This window comes from Candidatus Poriferisocius sp., assembly GCF_965202595.1.
Lineage (GTDB): Bacteria > Actinomycetota > Acidimicrobiia > Acidimicrobiales > Bin134 > Poriferisocius.
Map to the genome: position 1 here is coordinate 1,816,039 of NZ_OZ241836.1, position 17,866 is coordinate 1,833,904.

General features: G+C 63.0%; 15 protein-coding genes and 1 pseudogene. 8 read left to right on the forward strand and 8 right to left on the reverse strand.

Annotated elements, in window-relative coordinates:
• Positions 1-28: 28 nt before the first annotated feature.
• From miaA to recA, 3 genes are all read right to left on the reverse strand, one after another.
• Positions 29-940, reverse strand: coding sequence for a tRNA (adenosine(37)-N6)-dimethylallyltransferase MiaA (miaA, locus tag ACOGXC_RS08355; protein ID WP_419917738.1), 912 nt, complete (start codon positions 938-940; stop codon positions 29-31).
• Between the two features lie 80 nt (positions 941-1,020).
• Positions 1,021-2,433 carry a tRNA (N6-isopentenyl adenosine(37)-C2)-methylthiotransferase MiaB gene (gene miaB, locus ACOGXC_RS08360; protein ID WP_419917739.1) on the reverse strand — a complete coding sequence of 471 codons (1,413 nt, stop codon included), beginning with the start codon at positions 2,431-2,433 and terminating at the stop codon, positions 1,021-1,023.
• 34 nt (positions 2,434-2,467) lie between these two features.
• On the reverse strand, positions 2,468-3,481 hold the full coding sequence (recA, locus tag ACOGXC_RS08365) for a recombinase RecA (protein ID WP_419917740.1): 1,014 nt from the start codon (positions 3,479-3,481) through the stop codon (positions 2,468-2,470).
• A gap of 260 nt (positions 3,482-3,741) precedes the next feature.
• Here recA and ACOGXC_RS08370 point away from each other — a divergent pair, with 260 nt between their 5' ends.
• From ACOGXC_RS08370 to msrB, 8 genes and pseudogenes are all read left to right on the forward strand, one after another.
• Positions 3,742-5,817, forward strand: a complete 2,076-nt coding sequence (locus tag ACOGXC_RS08370; RefSeq protein WP_419917741.1) for an RCC1 domain-containing protein — start codon at positions 3,742-3,744, stop codon at positions 5,815-5,817.
• 244 nt (positions 5,818-6,061) lie between these two features.
• Positions 6,062-7,258 (forward strand): hypothetical protein, encoded by a 1,197-nt coding sequence (locus ACOGXC_RS08375; protein ID WP_419917742.1) that lies wholly within the window; start codon positions 6,062-6,064, stop codon positions 7,256-7,258.
• 118 nt (positions 7,259-7,376) lie between these two features.
• Positions 7,377-7,604 carry a hypothetical protein gene (locus ACOGXC_RS08380; protein WP_419917743.1) on the forward strand — a complete coding sequence of 76 codons (228 nt, stop codon included), beginning with the start codon at positions 7,377-7,379 and terminating at the stop codon, positions 7,602-7,604.
• A 59-nt stretch (positions 7,605-7,663) separates the two neighbouring features.
• Positions 7,664-8,122, forward strand: a pseudogene (locus ACOGXC_RS08385) (hypothetical protein); the annotation flags it as partial.
• A 59-nt stretch (positions 8,123-8,181) separates the two neighbouring features.
• On the forward strand, positions 8,182-8,391 hold the full coding sequence (locus tag ACOGXC_RS08390) for an HNH endonuclease (protein ID WP_419917744.1): 210 nt from the start codon (positions 8,182-8,184) through the stop codon (positions 8,389-8,391).
• 233 nt (positions 8,392-8,624) lie between these two features.
• Positions 8,625-9,470, forward strand: a complete 846-nt coding sequence (locus ACOGXC_RS08395; RefSeq protein WP_419917745.1) for a hypothetical protein — start codon at positions 8,625-8,627, stop codon at positions 9,468-9,470.
• 157 nt (positions 9,471-9,627) lie between these two features.
• Positions 9,628-10,179: a hypothetical protein gene (locus ACOGXC_RS08400; RefSeq protein ID WP_419917746.1), complete on the forward strand. Its 552-nt coding sequence runs from the start codon at positions 9,628-9,630 to the stop codon at positions 10,177-10,179.
• A 4-nt stretch (positions 10,180-10,183) separates the two neighbouring features.
• The gene (msrB, locus tag ACOGXC_RS08405) at positions 10,184-10,600 is read left to right on the forward strand and encodes a peptide-methionine (R)-S-oxide reductase MsrB (protein WP_419917747.1); all 417 of its coding nucleotides are present in this window, start codon (positions 10,184-10,186) and stop codon (positions 10,598-10,600) included.
• Position 10,601: 1 nt separating this feature from the next.
• Here msrB and ACOGXC_RS08410 read toward each other — a convergent pair whose 3' ends face one another.
• The 5 genes from ACOGXC_RS08410 to ACOGXC_RS08430 form a co-directional block, all read right to left on the reverse strand.
• Positions 10,602-11,840, reverse strand: coding sequence for a competence/damage-inducible protein A (locus ACOGXC_RS08410; RefSeq protein ID WP_419917748.1), 1,239 nt, complete (start codon positions 11,838-11,840; stop codon positions 10,602-10,604).
• Between the two features lie 81 nt (positions 11,841-11,921).
• Positions 11,922-12,524 (reverse strand): CDP-alcohol phosphatidyltransferase family protein, encoded by a 603-nt coding sequence (locus ACOGXC_RS08415; protein WP_419917749.1) that lies wholly within the window; start codon positions 12,522-12,524, stop codon positions 11,922-11,924.
• Complete coding sequence (gene rimO, locus ACOGXC_RS08420; RefSeq protein WP_419917750.1) at positions 12,521-13,951, reverse strand: 30S ribosomal protein S12 methylthiotransferase RimO; 1,431 nt, start codon at positions 13,949-13,951, stop codon at positions 12,521-12,523. Before rimO ends, ACOGXC_RS08415 begins: the two co-directional genes overlap by 4 nt.
• Before the next feature lie 19 nt (positions 13,952-13,970).
• Positions 13,971-15,095, reverse strand: a complete 1,125-nt coding sequence (locus tag ACOGXC_RS08425; RefSeq protein ID WP_419917751.1) for a calcium/sodium antiporter — start codon at positions 15,093-15,095, stop codon at positions 13,971-13,973.
• Between the two features lie 84 nt (positions 15,096-15,179).
• Positions 15,180-17,585, reverse strand: coding sequence for a DNA translocase FtsK 4TM domain-containing protein (locus ACOGXC_RS08430; protein ID WP_419917752.1), 2,406 nt, complete (start codon positions 17,583-17,585; stop codon positions 15,180-15,182).
• Positions 17,586-17,866: the final 281 nt, after the last annotated feature.

Genomic DNA, 17,866 nt, shown 5'->3' on the forward strand with positions numbered 1-17,866 from the left:
AGCAAACCCCGCTTACCCTCCATCGGTCTCATACCAGCAGACCTTGCTTGTCGCTGCGCACCAGCACCTGATCGGTCAGCCATTCGGTGCCGGCCCGGGCATCCAGCCAGACGATGCGGGGATCGCGCCGGAACCACCGCTCCTGGCGGCGGGCGAACCGCCGGGTGCGGGTTGTGGCCAGCCCCACTGCCTCGTCCAGCGACATGTCACCGTTGATATGAGCCAGTAGCTCCTTGTACCCCAGGGCCTGGGAGGCAGTGCGCGACAGTGGCGGGCGGCGGGCGGCCAGCGCCTCCACCTCGGCCAGGAACCCGGCTTCCATCTGCCGGTGATAGCGCTGCTCGATGCGGCGGTCGATCTCGTCCCGGGGCAGCCGCAAACCGATCTGAAGGATATCGCGTGGCGGGTAGGCACCCAGCCCCGGACCGTAGGAGGAGAACGGGCGGCCGCTACCCACCGTCACCTCCAGGGCCCGCACGATGCGCCGCCGGTTGGTGGGTTCCATGCGGGCCGCGGCCACCGGGTCAAGCTGGGTGAGACGGTTGTGCAGCACCGCGGTATCGGGTTCCTCCTCCAGGTCGGCGGCGGCCTCGGGATAGCGGCCGGGTATCTCCAGATCATCGATCACCGCCCGGTGGTACAGCCCGGTACCCCCCACCAGCACCGCCTTCCGATCCCGCTGGGCCAGGTCGGACCGAACCCGGCGGGCCGCGGTCTGGAACCGGGTCAAGGAGTAGTCCTCCGATGGATCGGCCACATCGATGAGGTGATGGGGCACTTCGGCTCGTACCGCCTCTGTTGGCTTGTCCGTACCTATATCCATCTCGCGGTACACCTGCATGGAGTCAACCGAGATGATCTCAGCATCGCCCAGGCCGCGGGCAACGGCCAGAGCCAGAGCCGACTTACCAACAGCCGTGACCCCAACTATGGCGAGCACCCTCTGAGCAAGATCTCGAGAACCGGAGGGGGAAGGGAAGCTCAGAGCTCCACCTTTGGAACCGGAGGGGGACGGGAAGCTCAGAGCCCGACCACCGGGATCCGGGTGCGCCACCGGGGCGGGGCAGTGACCTCCACCAGTTCTCCTCTCAGGTGATGGGCACCAGCCGCGGTCACATCCACCAATGCGAATGTTCCCGGCCTCAGCTTCTTGGACGAGGGGAAGTGAACCAGCCGGTTCTGGCGGGTCCGGCCGGTTAGTTCGCCGGGGTCCCGCTTGGACGGACCCTCCACCACCACCTCCTCCCGATTGCCGATGCGAGCCCGGTGGCTCGATCTACTGGAGCGGTCCACCACCACCCGAAGCCGCTCGAAGCGGTCCCTGACCTCGTCGGGATCGCAGAAACGGTCGGACATCCCTGCGGCCTCGGTACCCGGGCGGGGTGAGAACACGAACGTGAAGGCCGAGTCGTACTCGGCTTCGGCGACCACCAGCAGCGTCTGCTCGAAGTCCTCCTCGGTCTCGCCGGGAAACCCCACAATGATGTCGGTGGACACCGCCAGATCGTCCACCGCGGCCCGGGCGGCTCGCAACCGATCAAGATACCGCTCGGCGGTGTAGCCCCGATGCATGGCCCCCAGCACCCGGTCACTGCCCGATTGCAGGGGCAGGTGCAGGTGCTCGCACACTGAGGGCACCTCAGCCATGGCCTCGATGGTCTCGGAGCGGAGATCCTTGGGATGGGGGCTGGTGAACCGGATTCGCTGTATGCCGTCCACGTCACCGATGGCCCGAATCAGGTCGGCGAACAGGGGGCTCAGGGGGACGCGCTCACCGGTCCGGCGCCGATCCCGTTGAATGTCCCGGCCGTAGGAGTTGACGTTCTGGCCCAGCAGGGTTATCTCGGTAACCCCACCGGCAGCCAGGGCCACCGCTTCGGCGACCAACGCCTCCAGGGGGCGGCTGATCTCCGCCCCCCGCACCGAAGGCACGATGCAAAAGGCGCACGAGTTGTCGCAACCCACCTGGATGGTCATCCACGCGGCGTAGGGGGCATCCCGGCGCACCGGCAGTGCGGAGGGAAAACCTCCGGGATCATCGGTGTCGGCCTCCTCCAGTATCTCCACAACCGGTCCGCGGGCGGCAGCATCGATCAACTCTGCGGCCCGATTCACGTTGTGGGTACCGAACACCACATCCACATGATCGGCCCGCTCCCGGATCAGCTCCCGATCCTTCTGGGCCAGGCAACCCGCCACCGCGATCTGCACACCGGGACGGGCTTGCTTGAGTCGCTTGAGGTGCCCCAGTTGGCCGTAGAGCTTGTTGTCGGCGTTCTCTCGTATGCAACAGGTGTTGAGCACGATGACATCGGCCGACTCCATGGTATCGGCCAATGCCATCCCGTCTGCTTCCAGCAATCCGGCGATGCGTTCGGTATCGTGCTCGTTCATCTGGCACCCGTAGGTACGGATGAAATAGCTGCGACTCACCCCGCCAGATTAGCGGTCGGATCGCAAGACCCGGCTAGCCAGTTTTTACGACCTCCTCTTCCTCCACCGGGGGGTCCGCGATCTGCCAGACCCGGTCGGTGATCTCCACCATTATCTCGGGGTTCTCGGACAAGAACGCCTTGGCCTTCTCCCGTCCCTGGCCGAGGTGCTCGCCCTCGTAGGTGAACCAGGCCCCGGACTTATCAATGATGTCCAGGCTCACCCCCACATCCAGGAGCGAACCCTCCCGGCTGATGCCCTTCGAGTACATGATGTCGAACTCGGCTTGCCGGAACGGCGGTGCCACCTTGTTCTTGGCCACCTTCACCCGGGTGCGGTTGCCGATCACATCCATCCCCTGCTTGATGGACTCTATGCGCCGGATGTCCAGCCGGACCGACGAGTAGAACTTCAGTGCCCGACCCCCCGGCGTGGTCTCGGGAGAGCCGAACATGACCCCGATCTTCTCCCTCAACTGGTTGATGAAGATGCAGACGGTCTTGGACTTGTTGAGATTGGCGGTGAGCTTGCGCAGCGCCTGCGACATGAGCCGGGCTTGCAGGCCCACATGGGTGTCCCCCATGTCCCCCTCGATCTCGGCCCGGGGGGTGAGGGCAGCCACCGAATCGATGACGATCACGTCGAGCGCCCCCGACCGGATCAACATGTCGGCTATTTCCAGTGCCTGCTCCCCGGTGTCGGGCTGGGAGATGAGCAGCTCGTCCACATCCACGCCGATGGCCTTGGCATACACCGGATCCAGAGCGTGCTCGGCATCCACAAACGCGCAGATGCCCCCGTTGCGCTGGGCCTCGGCCACGGAGTGCAGCGCCAGGGTGGTCTTGCCCGACGACTCCGGGCCGTAGATCTCCACAACCCGGCCCCGGGGAAGCCCCCCGACTCCGAGAGCCAGGTCGAGGGCCAGAGCGCCGGTGGGGATCGTCTCGATCGCCATGGTGCCCTTCTCCCCCATCTTCATGACGGCACCCTGGCCGAACTGCTTCTCGATCTGGCTCATGGCCATCTCAAGGGCTTTTTCTCGCTCCACTTTTCCTCCTAGGTTCGTGGGTTTTGTGGCTGCAAACTTCCTGGTGGAAGCCTGAGCCCCACTATAGGTACAGCCGGTGACAGTTTATTCTCGGCGAATGACACCAGCGTAGTTACACCACCCGGATTCAACAAGCACCCCCACCCCAACGGGCATCGCCGATGTGGCTGGCCCCATCGACCAGGGTCAGCAGCCAGGCCAGGGGTGTTCTATGCTTGGGCTGCTGTGCGGCACAGCGATATTGAGGAGGGTTCATCGTGATGAGGCGATTCGGGGTTCCAACCGTCTTGTGGAAGCAGTTGGCGGGTGCGGGCGTAGCCGCACTGTCGTTGGCTGCGATCGCGGCTTTCGTCCCCTCCCCAGCAGCCGCGCAGGACTCCACCAGCAACGACACCACCGCTCAGGTACGGATAGTGGCCCGCAAGCTCGAAAACGGCAGGATCGAATTCGCACTCCAACCGGCCGAAACCGACAACACATGGGGTGACCGCCTCCTACCCAAAACCCGCTACTTCCCCCCAACCGCCCCCACCGGACGCTGGCTAGCCAGCTCCCCACTCACCATAGGAACCACAAAAGCCCGCATCGTGGCCCGCAAGCTCGAAAACGACCGAATCGAATTCGCACTCCAACCAGCAAAAACCGACAACACATGGGGTGACCGCCTCCTACCCAAAACCCGCTACTTCCCCCCAACCGCCCCCACCGGACGCTGGCTAGTCAGCTCCCCACTCACCCTCGAACCTACCCCCCAACCAACTCCAACACGCACACCAAACCAATTCACCACCATCACCGCCATCGAAAATCATACTTGCGGGTTGCGCACCGATAAAACCATTACCTGTTGGGGCAACAACGATTATGGTCAAACGGAAACCCCGAAGGGACAATTCACAACCATCTCCATCGGCCGATCCCGCTCGTGTGGGCTACGCACCGATAAAACCATCAAATGCTGGGGTGTCAACAGCAACGGCCAGTCGAAAGCCCAAGAAGGACAATTCACCGCCGTCACCGCAGGTTATGGGCACTCGTGCGGGCTACGCACCAACAAAACCATCACCTGCTGGGGCAACAACTTATGGGGTCAGGCAAGAGCTCCACAAGGACAATTCACCGCAATCGCCGTTAGCCAGACTTACTCGTGCGGGCTACGCATCAACAAAACCATCACATGCTGGGGTGACAACTTTAATGGCAAAACAGAAGTCCCAGAGGGAGAATTCACCGCGATCACCGTTGACTTGTCCCACTCGTGCGGACTGCGCACCGACAAAACCATCACATGCTGGGGCCGCAACGATTATGGTCAAGCGGAGGCACCACAAGGACAATTCACCGCAACCACCACCGGCTGGTTGCACTCGTGCGGACTGCGCACCGACAAAACCATCACCTGCTGGGGAGGTGATGATAGCAACAAGCGGACGGAAGCCCCAGAAGGACAATTCACCGCAATCACCACCGGCCAGGCTCACTCATGCGGACTGCGCACCGACAAAACCATCACCTGCTGGGGCAACAACCATTCTTATCAGGCAGAAGCCCCAGAAGGACAATTCACTGCAATCACCGCTGGCGATTCCCACTCGTGCGGGCTGCGCACCGACAAAACCATCACCTGCTGGGGCAACAACCGCACCGGCCAGGCGGAAGCTCCAGGAGTACAATTCACCGCAATCGCCACCGGGCAGAACCACTTGTGCGGGTTGCGTGCCGACAAAACCATCAGGTGCTGGGGCTACAACCCCTTAGGTTGGACAAATCCCCCAGAAGGGCAATTCACTGCAATCACCGCCGGTTATAGGCACTCGTGCGGGCTGCGCACCGACAAAACCATCACATGCTGGGGCGACAACGATTTGGGTCAGGCGGAGGCACCAAAAGGACAATTCACTGCCGTATCCGCAGAGGCCTGGGATACCTGCGGGTTACGCACCAACAAAACCATCACATGCTGGGGCCGCAACACCGACAGTCAAACAGAATCCCCAGAAGGACAATTCACCGCCATCGGGAGTAATAACTGCGGGTTACGCACCAACAAAACCATCACATGCTGGGGCGACAGCCTAAACAGCTTTTTTGTAGAAGCACTCGGGGAAGCACTGGAGGGACAATTCACTGCCATATCCGCCGGGACTATGCATATCTGCGGGTTGCGCACCAACAAAACCATCACATGCTGGGGCCGCAACATCTACGCTTACGGTCAAAGAGAAGCCCCAGAAGGACAATTCACCGCCATATCCGCGGAGGCCCGGTATGCGTGCGGGTTACGCACCGACAACACTATCATCTGCTGGGGTGACACCAACCTAGGTATCGGGTAGAGGCAGTCATAGTTCGCTGCCTGCTGAGTTATGATTTCTCATTGGATCCGTAGCCCCCGCACCGTTATGGTTTCGCAACAAAACCGGTACCAGGAGAATCTTGTCCTATCCCCTGGTTGACCAGTACCTCCACACCCCTGAATCCGCCAAACCCCCAAACGGTGCCCCAATTAGCAGTCATGTGAAGGGTGTTTTATGCTTGGGCTGCTGTGCGGCACAGCGACATTGAGGAGGATTCATCGTGATGAGGCGATTCGGGATTCCAACCGTCTTGTGGAAGCAGTTGGCGGGTGCGGGCGTGGTCGCACTGTCGCTCGTCGCGGTCGCAGCTTTCGCCCCCTCCTCAGCAGTCGCGCAGGACTCCACCAGCGACGACACCACGACACAGGTACGCATCGTGGCCCGCAAGCTCGAAAACGGCCGGGTTGAGTTCGCTCTCCAACCAGCAGAAACCAACAACACATGGGGTGACCGCCTCCTACCCAAAACCCGCTACTTCCCCCCAACCGCCCCCACCGGACGCTGGCTAGCCAGCTCCCCAATCACCATAGGAACCACAAAAGCCCGCATCGTGGCCCGCAAACTCGAAAACGGCCGAATCGAATTCGCCCTCCAACCAGCCAAAACCGACAACACATGGGGGGACCGCCTCCTACCCAAAACCCGCTACTTCCCCCCAACCGCCCCCACCGGACGCTGGCTAGCCAGCTCCCCACTAGAAATCCGATCCACCACCACCGAAGAACCTCCGCCAACAAACCAACAAACCACCCCCACACGCTCACTCGAGTTGTCCGGCACGGGCACCGCGGTTCGCGGCGTAGACATCCAAACTGGCCGTTACCAAGTAGACATGAACACCGAATCAGACGACGACTCCTACTATTTCAGCATCGAAGCAAACGACTCCGAAGGAGTATGCGAGCTTCTAGCAAACGAAATAGTGGACACAACCTGGACAGCCTCAATCGTATTCACAATCGGAACCGACCGACGATCAGACTGCGAACCCGGCGAACTACTACTCGAAATCGACGCCCCACCACAAGCAACCTGGCAAATCACCATAACCAACCGATCCACCCCTCCCACCAACACTAAAACACTATCGCCAACCAAACTACCAACCAATCCGGCAACCCAACTCGAAGTGTCCGGCACGGGCACAGCAGTACGCGGCATCAACATCGAGACCGGCCGCTACCAAGTAGACATGAACACCGAATCAGACGACGACTCCTACTATTTCAGCATCGAAGCAAACGACTCCGAAGGAGAGTGCGAACTCCTAGCAAACGAAATAGTGGACACAACCTGGACAGCCTCAATCGTATTCACAATCGGAAACGAATGGCCCGCAGACTGCGAACCCGGCGAACTACTACTCGAAATCGACGCCCCACCACAAGCAACCTGGCAAATCACCATAACCAACCGATAAAGGGCAACAAGCTCTACTGGTGTGGGGCTGTTTCATAATTGTTCTTTTTCAAAATATTTTTCAGAAATATTTTGAATTTTGGGTGGGTTTTGTCACTCGGCCTGATAGTATTACAGGTATGAAGTTCGACCCCAGCGTTTCCGAACCTGAAACCAATGCTGATGCCAATACTGCCGGCAGCGACGGTGCTGGTGGTGGGGATGTTTTGCGGTTGGAGATGGTTGATTTGGAGGGGATGGACTCCAAGGGTTTGTTCGATTTGCTGTTCGAGATCAACGCGGCCCGTTGCACACTGGACGGGTACATTACCGTTGCACACTGGACGGGTACATTACCGAGGTGTTGAACCGTTACGGTGACCTTCTGGGCGAGGGCGAGGTGCGGGCTCTTTGCCTCCAGTTCGGAATGGACCGCTACCTGGCCAACCGCCAAGCCCGCACCGCCGGATCCCTGCGAGAGCTGCCGACCACGGTGGACGCGGTAAAAGCCGGCGGGTTTTCGATAGATCATGCCCGCTTGCTGGGGGAGTCCCATGGTCGGGTGCCTTTGAGCCGGGCCCAGGAAGATGACTTGATCGACAAAGCCAAAACCGAGGACCTGGACCGGTTCAGAAAAACCCTGGCCCGCCAGGAGGACGACCGGCGCGGCACCGACGGCGAATCGCAACACAACCAGCAACGCCGCCGCCGCAAGGCTGCGGTGTTCAACGGTGATGACAGCATGGTGGTGCTACACGCCGAACTCGACCGGGTAACCGGTGAGCGGGTCAAAACCGCTTTGGATGGCATGTGTGATCGCCTGTTCCGCGACGACTCCAAAAATGGCAACGACCGCACCCACCAACAACGCGCCGCCGACGCACTCGCTGCTATGCCCGAGACAAACACTGTGTCAACTGCGGGCTACGAGCCACCGCCTGCGATGTGCACCACATCAAACCCTGGGAACACGGCGGCAAAACCAACATCAACAACCTCGTCCTACTCTGCCCCACCTGCCACACCCAAACCCACAAACCAACCACCACCCACCCCATGGACCCGAAAACCCATCTACAGCAACGTCCTCCTCAGCCCCTAACCAACCAGCCAACCCCTCGCACACACCCGAAACACCCCACCCCAACCCCGTAGGCCTTCACCGACGAGTACTGGGACTGCAGCCCTGAGGTGGCAACCAGCCCAAACCATCTACGCTAAACTCTGTCACGATCACCACTAGAGCTTGCCGAGCTTACCGATGTTCTATAGTTTAGGCTGCTCTGCGGTACCGCTAGAAGAAAGAGAGTTGACGGTGCAAAGGCAACATTTGAGATTCCCCCCCCCCCCCCCCCCCGGTTCAACGGAGACGGGCGGCGTGTGTCTGTGTGGTCGCGCTGTTGTTCGCCGCGATCACCGCTTTAGCCCCCTCCACGGCAGCAGCGCAGGGCACTACCAGCGACGACACCACCACACAGGTGCGGATCGTTGCCCGCAAACTGGAAAGCGGCAGAATCGAGTTCGCCCTCCAAACCGCGAATACCGACAACACATGGGGTGACCGCCTCCTACCCCAAACCCGCTACCTACCCACTGATGCCCCCACCGACCGCTGGCTAGCCAGCTCCCCAATCACCATAGGAACCACAACCGCCCGCATCGTTGCCCGCAAACTGGAAAGCGGCAGAATCGAGTTCGCCCTCCAAACCGCGAATACCGACAACACATGGGGTGACCGCCTCCTACCCCAAACCCGCTACCTACCCACTGATGCCCCCACCGACCGCTGGCTAACCAGCTCCCCACTAGAAATTCGACCCACCAACACTGAAACACCTCCGCCGACTAATGACACCGATACAACACCCATTTCAGGCTCAACCGGTACGAACACCGAGTCTGACTGTGATTCGCAAATCAAGGCCAACCTTGAAGCACTTTACTATGCACCGTATGGCCTACCCCTAGAAGAATTGGATTTGCCCCCAATCCACCCGAAGTGCGTAAATCTCTACCGCCAGTGGCTTGATGCTATGGTATGGTATGAGCAAACCGAAATCGCTGCCCAGAAATTATGCAAAGAACGTACCGAAGCGGCACACACCCTGTTTTGGGAAAGAATCCTTGAGGGTGACACGTCCACGAACATATGGCGAGAACTAGGCGATACCCTCCCATCGATTTGCCAAACATACTTTTATGCCTGGGGCAACGGTTCAGTATACGAACCCTAAAGCAACAACGTCTTTGAAAGGGAATTATACACAAAGCTAAACAGAACTTCCTGGAAATATAAAAACTCATATAAACTTTCCCTTATAATTATAATTCCCGCATTTTTTAGAGATATTTTGGGTGGGTTTTGTCACCCTACCTGATAGTATTGGGGGTATGAAGTTCGACCCCAGTGTTTCCGACTCCAGCAGCGACGCTGATACTGCTGTTGCCGGCAGCAGTGATGCTGACGGCGGGGATGTTTTGCGGTTGGAGATGGTTGATTTGGAGGGCATGGATTCCAAGGGTTTGTTCGATTTGCTGTTCGAGATCAACGCGGCCCGCTGCACACTGGACGGGTACATGACCGAGGTGTTGAACCGTTACGGTGATCTTTTGGGCGAGGGCGAGGTGCGGGCTCTTTGCCTCCAGTTCGGTATGGGCCGTTACCTGGCCAACCGCCAAGCCCGCACCGCCGGAGCCCTGCGAGAACTACACGCCGAACTCGACCAGGTGACCGGTGAGCGGGCCAAAACCGCACTCGATGGCATGTGTGATCGCATGTTCCGCGACGACTCCAAAAATGTCAGCAACCGCACCCACCAGCAAAGAGCCGCCGACGCGCTGGCCGCGCTCATCACCCAAACCCTCCGCACACACCCATCCAAAGCACCCCACCCCAACCAGCCAACCCCTCATGTTTTCCCATCTTTTATCCGGTACGGTTAGCGGTATGGCTGAGCGAACCTTTACCGATGAGGAGTTGCGGCGGCGGCTGACCGCCGAGCAGTACCACGTAACCCAGCAGGCCGGTACCGAGCGGGCCTTCACCGGCGAGTACTGGGATTGCAAGGACGAGGGGATGTACCGCTGCCGGGTGTGCGACGTGACCCTGTTCTCCTCGGAAACCAAGTACGACTCGGGCACGGGTTGGCCCTCGTTCTACCGGGAGGTTGCCGGGGGCAGGGTGGATCGCCGCACCGACACCGGCCACGGCATGGTTCGCACCGAGGCGGTGTGTGCATCCTGTGGTGCCCACCTCGGACACATCTTCCCCGACGGCCCCCAACCTACCGGCGAGCGCTACTGCATGAACTCGGCATCCCTGCGCTTCGACCGCGACGCAACCGGCCAGATACCGAGCCGATAACTCACCGCCCGGCCAAAATCCGAACGCGGAGGTTGTTGAGCACCGAGACGGTGGTGAACTGGCGGGTACGTTCCCGATCGAAGGGGAACTTCACCCGGATGGCCACCACCTCTCCGGCCACCAGCGTGGCCATCCACACCGTGCCCGGCTCCTGCCCGTCGAGGGGGTCGGGACCAGCCACCCCGGTAACCGCGATGGCACAATCGGCCCCCAGCAGTCGGGCCGCCCCCCGAGCCATGGCGGTTACCGCCTCCTCGCTCACCACCGGACCCTCGGGCACACCCAGCAGGTCGAACTTGATGTCACCGGCATAGGAAACCAGCCCGCCCCGGAACACATCGCTGGCCCCGGGCACCGCGGTGAGCCGGGCCCCGATCATCCCCCCGGTGAGCGACTCGGCCAGGGCCAGTGTCCACCCCCGGGACCGCAGAGCGTCGAGCACAGCCGATTCCATGGTCTCGCCATCCACACCGAACACGATGTCGCCGATCAACCCCCGAACGATCCGCTCCTCGCCGGCCAGGATCTCGTCAACCGCGTCCTCGCTGGAGGCCTTGGCGGTGAGCCGCACTTTCAAGCCCTCCATACCCGAGGCCAGAAAGGCGATGGTGCACTCGCCGGTTTTGTCCAGCCGCTCAAGCTCGCCATGGAGCTTCTCGGCCAGGCCCGACTCGGAGTCACCCCAGGTGCGCAGCGTGCGGCTCTTTATCACCGCGGTGATACCGGCCCGGCGTTTGAGATCGGGCAGCACGCACTCGCTCACCATCTGCTGCATCTCCCAGGGCACACCGGGCACGGCGTACACCACCTGATCGCCGGTGGAAATCATGAACCCGGGGGCGGTGCCGGGCATGACCGGCATCACCTCGGCCCCAGCGGGCACATCGGCCTGGCGCAGGTTGTTCTCCGGCATGGGTCGCCCCCTGCCCCCGAACACGGCCGAGATGCGCTCCACCAGATCGTCGCGCCTTACCAGATCAACCCCCAGGGCGGCGGCTACTACCTCCCGGGTGATGTCGTCCTGGGTGGGACCCAACCCGCCGCACATGATTACCGAATCGCTGCGCTCCAGGGCCTGGATCAGCACCCCCGTCATGCGCTCGAAGTTGTCGCCCACCTTGACCTGATGGTGCGAGTCGATACCGGCCAGCGCCAACTGCTCACCGATCCACGACGAGTTGGTGTCAACGATCTGACCCAGCAACAACTCGGTTCCCACTGCGATTACTTCACAATTCACACCCGGAGGCTATACGCCCCCAGCGGATTGCCCTCGGCCCATGGCCGGCAAGAAGGACGACGGCATGGGATGCCCGTATGCCTATACGCCCCCAGCGGATTGCCCGCGGCCCATGGCTGCTATCGCTCCGGCTCGGCCATCGGCCAGGTAGCGCCCTCCGGTGTAGACGGTGATGGCCACGGCCGCCCAGATGGCCGGCGAGGGAGCCCAGCCGGTTCCCTCCAGCGGGGGTAGCGCGGCCACGGTCAGGGCCGCCCCCTGCACCAGCGTCTTGAACTTGGCCAAGCGGCGGGCGGGAAGCGACAGGCCGTCCCGGGCCCATTTGGTGCGAACCGCGCTCACCAGCAGCTCCCGCACCGTGATGATCAGCACCGGCACCCAGAAGAACCTACCCACCGCCACGAAACACCAGGCCGCCCCCAGGATCATCACCTTGTCAGCCAGCGGATCCAGAAACGCCCCCCAGAGGCTGACGCTGCCGGAGGAGCGGGCTATCCATCCGTCGTAGTAGTCGCTGGCCCCCAGCACCCAGCCCACGGCCAGGACGGCCCACGACGTGCCCATGCTTTCGGATGCAGACAGGATGAGCACGAACAGCAGGGGCGATGCCACGATACGGCCCAGGGTCACCAGGTTGGCCGCCAACCACAGATCGGCCCACGGGTACGACCCCACCCGGTTCACGACCCCCCCACTCGTGCCGATGGTGCCTCGACCACTGCTGGGGCAGCATCCTCGGCCGGGGCGGTATCCCCTGCTGGGGAAGCAACCTCGGCCACCAGGTCAACGCCTCGGGCATCCACCACCCGCACGGTATGGAACCGGCCGGCGGGCAGGTGTTCGGGCACGATGATGATCCCGTCGATCTCAGGAGCTTCCCGGTAGCTGCGGGCCACGCCGGGGGCATCCACCAGAACTTCGATGTCGCGACCGATGAGCTGATCCCGCCGGGCTGCGGTTATGCCATCCTGCACCTCGGCCAGCTCCCGGCGGCGCTCCGCGGCCAGCTCGGCAGGCACCTCACCGTCGAGGGTGACGGAATGGGTGCCCTCCTCCGCCGAGTAGGTGAAGAACCCGCACCAGTCCAGGCGCACCTCGGCCACGAAATCCAGCAGGGCATCGTGGTCGGCTTCGGTCTCACCGGGATAGCCGATGATGAAGTTCGACCGCAGAACCGCCTCGGGTCGGCGGCGGCGGATGTCGGCGATGCGAGCCGCGAACCGGTCACCATCACCCCACCGGCGCATCCGGGCCAGCAACGGGCGGGACACGTGCTGCAACGACAGGTCGAAGTAGGGGACCCCGGTGGCGCAGATGGCGTCGATCAGCGGGTCGGTGAGGTCGGATGGATACAGGTACAGCAACCGCACCCAGTCCACCCGGCGGCGCAGCGACTCCACCAGGGGGATGATTCCCCGCTCCCCCTTACCCTGGTCGCGCCCGTAGGAGGCCAGATCCTGGGCGACCAGCACCACCTCTCGCACCCCAAGACCCTCCACCTCCCGCTCGATGTCTTCGGCCGATCGGGAGCGCTGCGGCCCCCGGAAACCGGGAATGGCGCAGTAACCGCAACGGCGGTCACACCCCTCGGCGATCTTCACATAGGCCCACGGTGCTTCAACAGGCGGCCGAGGCAGGTTCAACAAGTCGAATGCAGGCAGATCCTGGGCCGGAGAAAGTGCAGCCAACGCAGGCCGATCCTGGGCCGCAGAAAGTGCAGCCCGCACAGGCCGATCCTGGGCCGCAGAAAGCGCAGCCGACGCAGACCGATCCTGGGCCGACGGAGCTACTGCCGGGGGCTTGGCCCCGATGCTGACCGGTACGCCGAACCCGGCCACCCGGTCGACCTCGGGCAGGGCTTCGGCCAGCTCGGTACCGTAACGCTCGGCCATGCATCCGGTGACCACCAGCTCGGCACCGGCCACGGCCTTTCGCAACTCCAGCACCGTGTCAACCGACTCCTGGCGGGCCTCCTCGATGAAAGCACAGGTGTTGACCACCACCAGATCAGCCTCCTCGGGGGCATCGGCGGCAACCATCCCGTCTTGAACCAGCAAACCCTGGATCTTGTCGGAATCCACCTGGTTCTTGGGACACCCCAGCGTCTCCACCCAGAACCTGGGGGTAGGGCTACGCCGAGACAACTTGGAGTTCCCCCCCGGGCCGAGCCACCACCTCGGCAGCGGGAATCAACCGAAAACCACCACTAGGGTCAGCCTCACGCTCCACCCCGGGCCGAGCCACCACCTCGCCAGCGGGAACCGACCGCGCAACATTGCCGGCTTCATCGGTATCGCCGGACACCAAAAATGGCATCGACACCAGGTAGACGGCCAGCAAAAGCGCACCCTCCCACCATCGCTTCAAACCGTTACCCAGGAACATGATCAGCCAGGCACCGGCGGAAATGCCCACCATGATCCACACCGCCAAACCGGACAGGTTCCCGTCGACCAGCGGACCGGGGCCCAGCAGCGCCACCAGCGCGCCCACCAGCAAGCTGTTGAACGTATTGGAGCCCAGAATATTGCCGACCAGCAGATCGGCCTCCCCCCGGCGGGCCGCCTGCACCCCGGTGATCAGCTCGGGCAGCGAAGTACCGAAGGCCACCAGCGACAGTCCCACGAAACCCGTGCCCAGACCAACCTCCTGGGCGATGTCAACGGCTCCCTCCACCGCCAGTTGCGCACCGGTCACCGTGGCCGTCAACCCCAACACGGTTCGACCCAACTCGAAAGGCTGGCTGATGAGCTTGTCCCGGCGGGCAACTTCACCCACCACCTTGCCGGCATGGGCCGGTCGTCGCAGGATGGCGGTCATGGACAGCACGAAGGCCACCGCCAGAACCACCCCCTCCCAACGCTGGAACCCGTCCTGGATGAGCACCCAGAACAGCACCGCGGCAACCACCGCTACCATTCCCTCCCGCCACAGGGTGCTACGAGCCACCCGGATGCGGCGGCCCCCGGCGGCCAGGGCGGCCACCAGCGCGGCAAAGCCCAGCACCAGGCTCAGGTTGGCCACGTTCGAACCGACGATGTTGCCCACTCCCAAGTCGGCTTTGCCGTCCGCGGCGGCCAGGCCGGATACCAGCATCTCGGGAGCACTGGTACCGAAACCGATGACCAGCGCCCCGATCACGATCGGCGAGATACCCCGAGCCAGAGCCAAACGGGATGCGCCTATGACCAGTTGATCGGCACCCACCGCCAACACCAAGAGGCCCCCTGCAAGCAATACCGCTGCCAATACCACGCTAGGAGACTACAGATCGGAGATGAAACCGGACGGGTCTGGAGGCAATCCCCCACCCAGCAGCCGGCGACCCTACCGGCCCGATCAAGTGAGTTCGTCGGGGGACATCAAAACCTCTCGGGCCTTGGATCCCTCGGATGGTCCCACCACCCCCCGCCGCTCGAGCAGATCCATCAGCCGGCCCGCTCGGGCGAACCCCACCCTGAGCTTGCGCTGGAGCATGGATGTGGAACCGAGCCCGCTCTCCACCACCAGCCGCATGGCCTGAGCCAGCAGCTCGTCGTCCTCGTCGCCCCGGTTCCCGGAGGCCGCGGCGGGGTCGGGGGCCAGAGGATCGACATCGCCGGGCCCGGCCTCGGAGGTGGCCGCAGTGCTCATAACACCGTGGCCCATCGCCGCGTCCTGGCGTCGCCAAGCCGCCACCACGCTGCGAACCTCGGCCTCGGTAACCCAAGCCCCCTGAATACGCTGGGCCGCGGTGGAGGTGGGGCTGAGCAGCAGCATGTCGCCCCGGCCCACCAAACGCTCGGCCCCCTGCTGGTCGAGGATCACCCGACTGTCGGTCTGGCTGGACACCGCGAAGGCCAACCGGGCCGGGATATTGGCCTTGATAACCCCGGTGATCACGTTGATGGACGGTCGCTGGGTGGCGATCACCAGATGTATACCCACTGCTCGAGCCTTCTGGGCGATCCGGCAGATGGAATCCTCCACGTCCCGGGGAGCCACCATCATCAGGTCGGACAGCTCATCCACCACCACCAGGATGAGCGGCATCCGCTCCTGAACCTCGGAATCATCTACTCCCGAATGGTGATCCCGCTCGAAAACGCCCCGGTCGCAGGCCTCGTTGTAGCCGTTGATGTCGCGAACGCCGACCGAGGCCAGAATCTCGTAGCGGCGATCCATCTCCCGGCACGCCCAGGCCAGGGCGTTGGCCGCCTTCTTGGGGTCGGTGACCGGCTGGGTGAGCAGGTGGGGCACATGCTCGTACTGGGCCATCTCCACCATCTTGGGATCAATCAGGATCATGCGAACCTGGTCGGGGGTGGACCGCATGAGCACCGAGGTGATCATGGAGTTTATGCACGAGGACTTGCCCGCACCGGTGGCACCGGCAATGAGGATGTGGGGCATCCGGGACAGGTCCATTATCACCGGCTTGGCATTGATGTCCCGGCCGATGGCCACCTCCAGGGGGTGGATTGCCCTACGGGCCTCATCCGACATCAAAATGCCGCCCAGGGATACCACCTGGCGGTCCGGGTTGGGCACCTCCACCCCTATGGCCCGGCGGCCGGGAATCGGGGCCAGGATACGGACATCTGGCGAGGCCATGGCGTAGGCAATGTCCTTGCTCAGGCTGGTGACCCGACTGACCTTGACCCCGGGGGCCAACTCCAGCTCGTAGCGGGTTACGGTGGGTCCGACCACCATACCCACCAGCTTGGTATCCACATCGTGGGCCGCCAGAGCCCGCTCGAGGGCGGCACCCATCCGGGCGGCCTCCTGCTGGTTGCCCTGCTGGGGATCAGACCCGGTAAGCAGGTCCAGCGGGGGAAGCTTCCACACCGACGAAACAGGATGGTTGTCCCCGACGATGGTCGGTGCCCGCCACCGTGGATCGGCCCGGGAACCAGCCGGGCCGGATTCGAGCGGAGAGCCATCAGCGCCAGATTCAGACTCAGACTCAGACTCAGACCCCAGAGCACCCGCACTAGGCGCGGGCTCAGAATCAGACCCAGACCCCAGAGCACCCGCACCAGGCGCGGGCTCAGGCTCAGCCTCAGACCCCATAACCTCCACCGCGGACTCGGGCTCGAACTCTGGGGGCAGGGTTGGGATAGCCACTGTCTCGGGGGTGGAGGGCTCCGACTCCCCGGGGCCTTGGTCATGGTCGACCGGCGTAACCGGCCCCGAGATTTTGGCCGAGAGCGAACGGGCGATCCGGCTGAAACCGGCTTTCAGCTTGGTGCCGTCCACCCGCCGGGCCCAGGCCCGCAACGACACCCGGGTGAGCACCACCGTGCCCAGCAAACCTGTGGCGATCATCACCAGAACGGCTCCCCAAACCCCCATCGCGGCAACCAGCACACCCCCCACGGCCAGGCCCAGCGCCCCGCCTGCGCCCGCCAAGCCGTCGAAATCGCCGACTCCGGGCCGTCCCATCGTTATGTGCAGCAAACTGGTGATCGACAGCAGCATCAACGTGGTGCCGACCCCCAGGCGCACTGCCAGTACCAGCTCGGCCCGGGCAGTGTTGCCCCCAGCCCCCGGAATCGTGCCCCCTTCGGGCTCCCCTACGGAGGCATCCCCGGGACGGGGGCCCCGCAGCAGCATGATCCCGATCCCCACCAAAGCCATGGGGGCCAGAGCCCGCATCGATCCGATGAGCACGCCGGTAGCGATCCTGATCCCCGCTCCGACCGGACCGGCCACATCGGCCCAGATCCCGCAGGCGGCCACCAGCCCGGCGAGAACGAAACCCACCGCGATGATATCGCCACGGTGGCCGGCCCAAACCGCAGCCGAAGCCTGCCTCAGCCTGCCGGCCGAATTGGCACCGGCCTTGGCACCGGCTCTGGGTCGAGACTTTGAGCCGACCTTGGCACCGGCCTTGGACCGAGACTTGGCACCGGCTTTGGGACCGGGTTTGGACCGAGACTTGGCACCGACCTTGGACCGAGACTTGGAGCCGATCTTGGCACCAGCGCTGGTACGGGAGCTGGTCGCGGGTTTTCGAGCGGTTCGAGTAGCCACAACAGAAACAA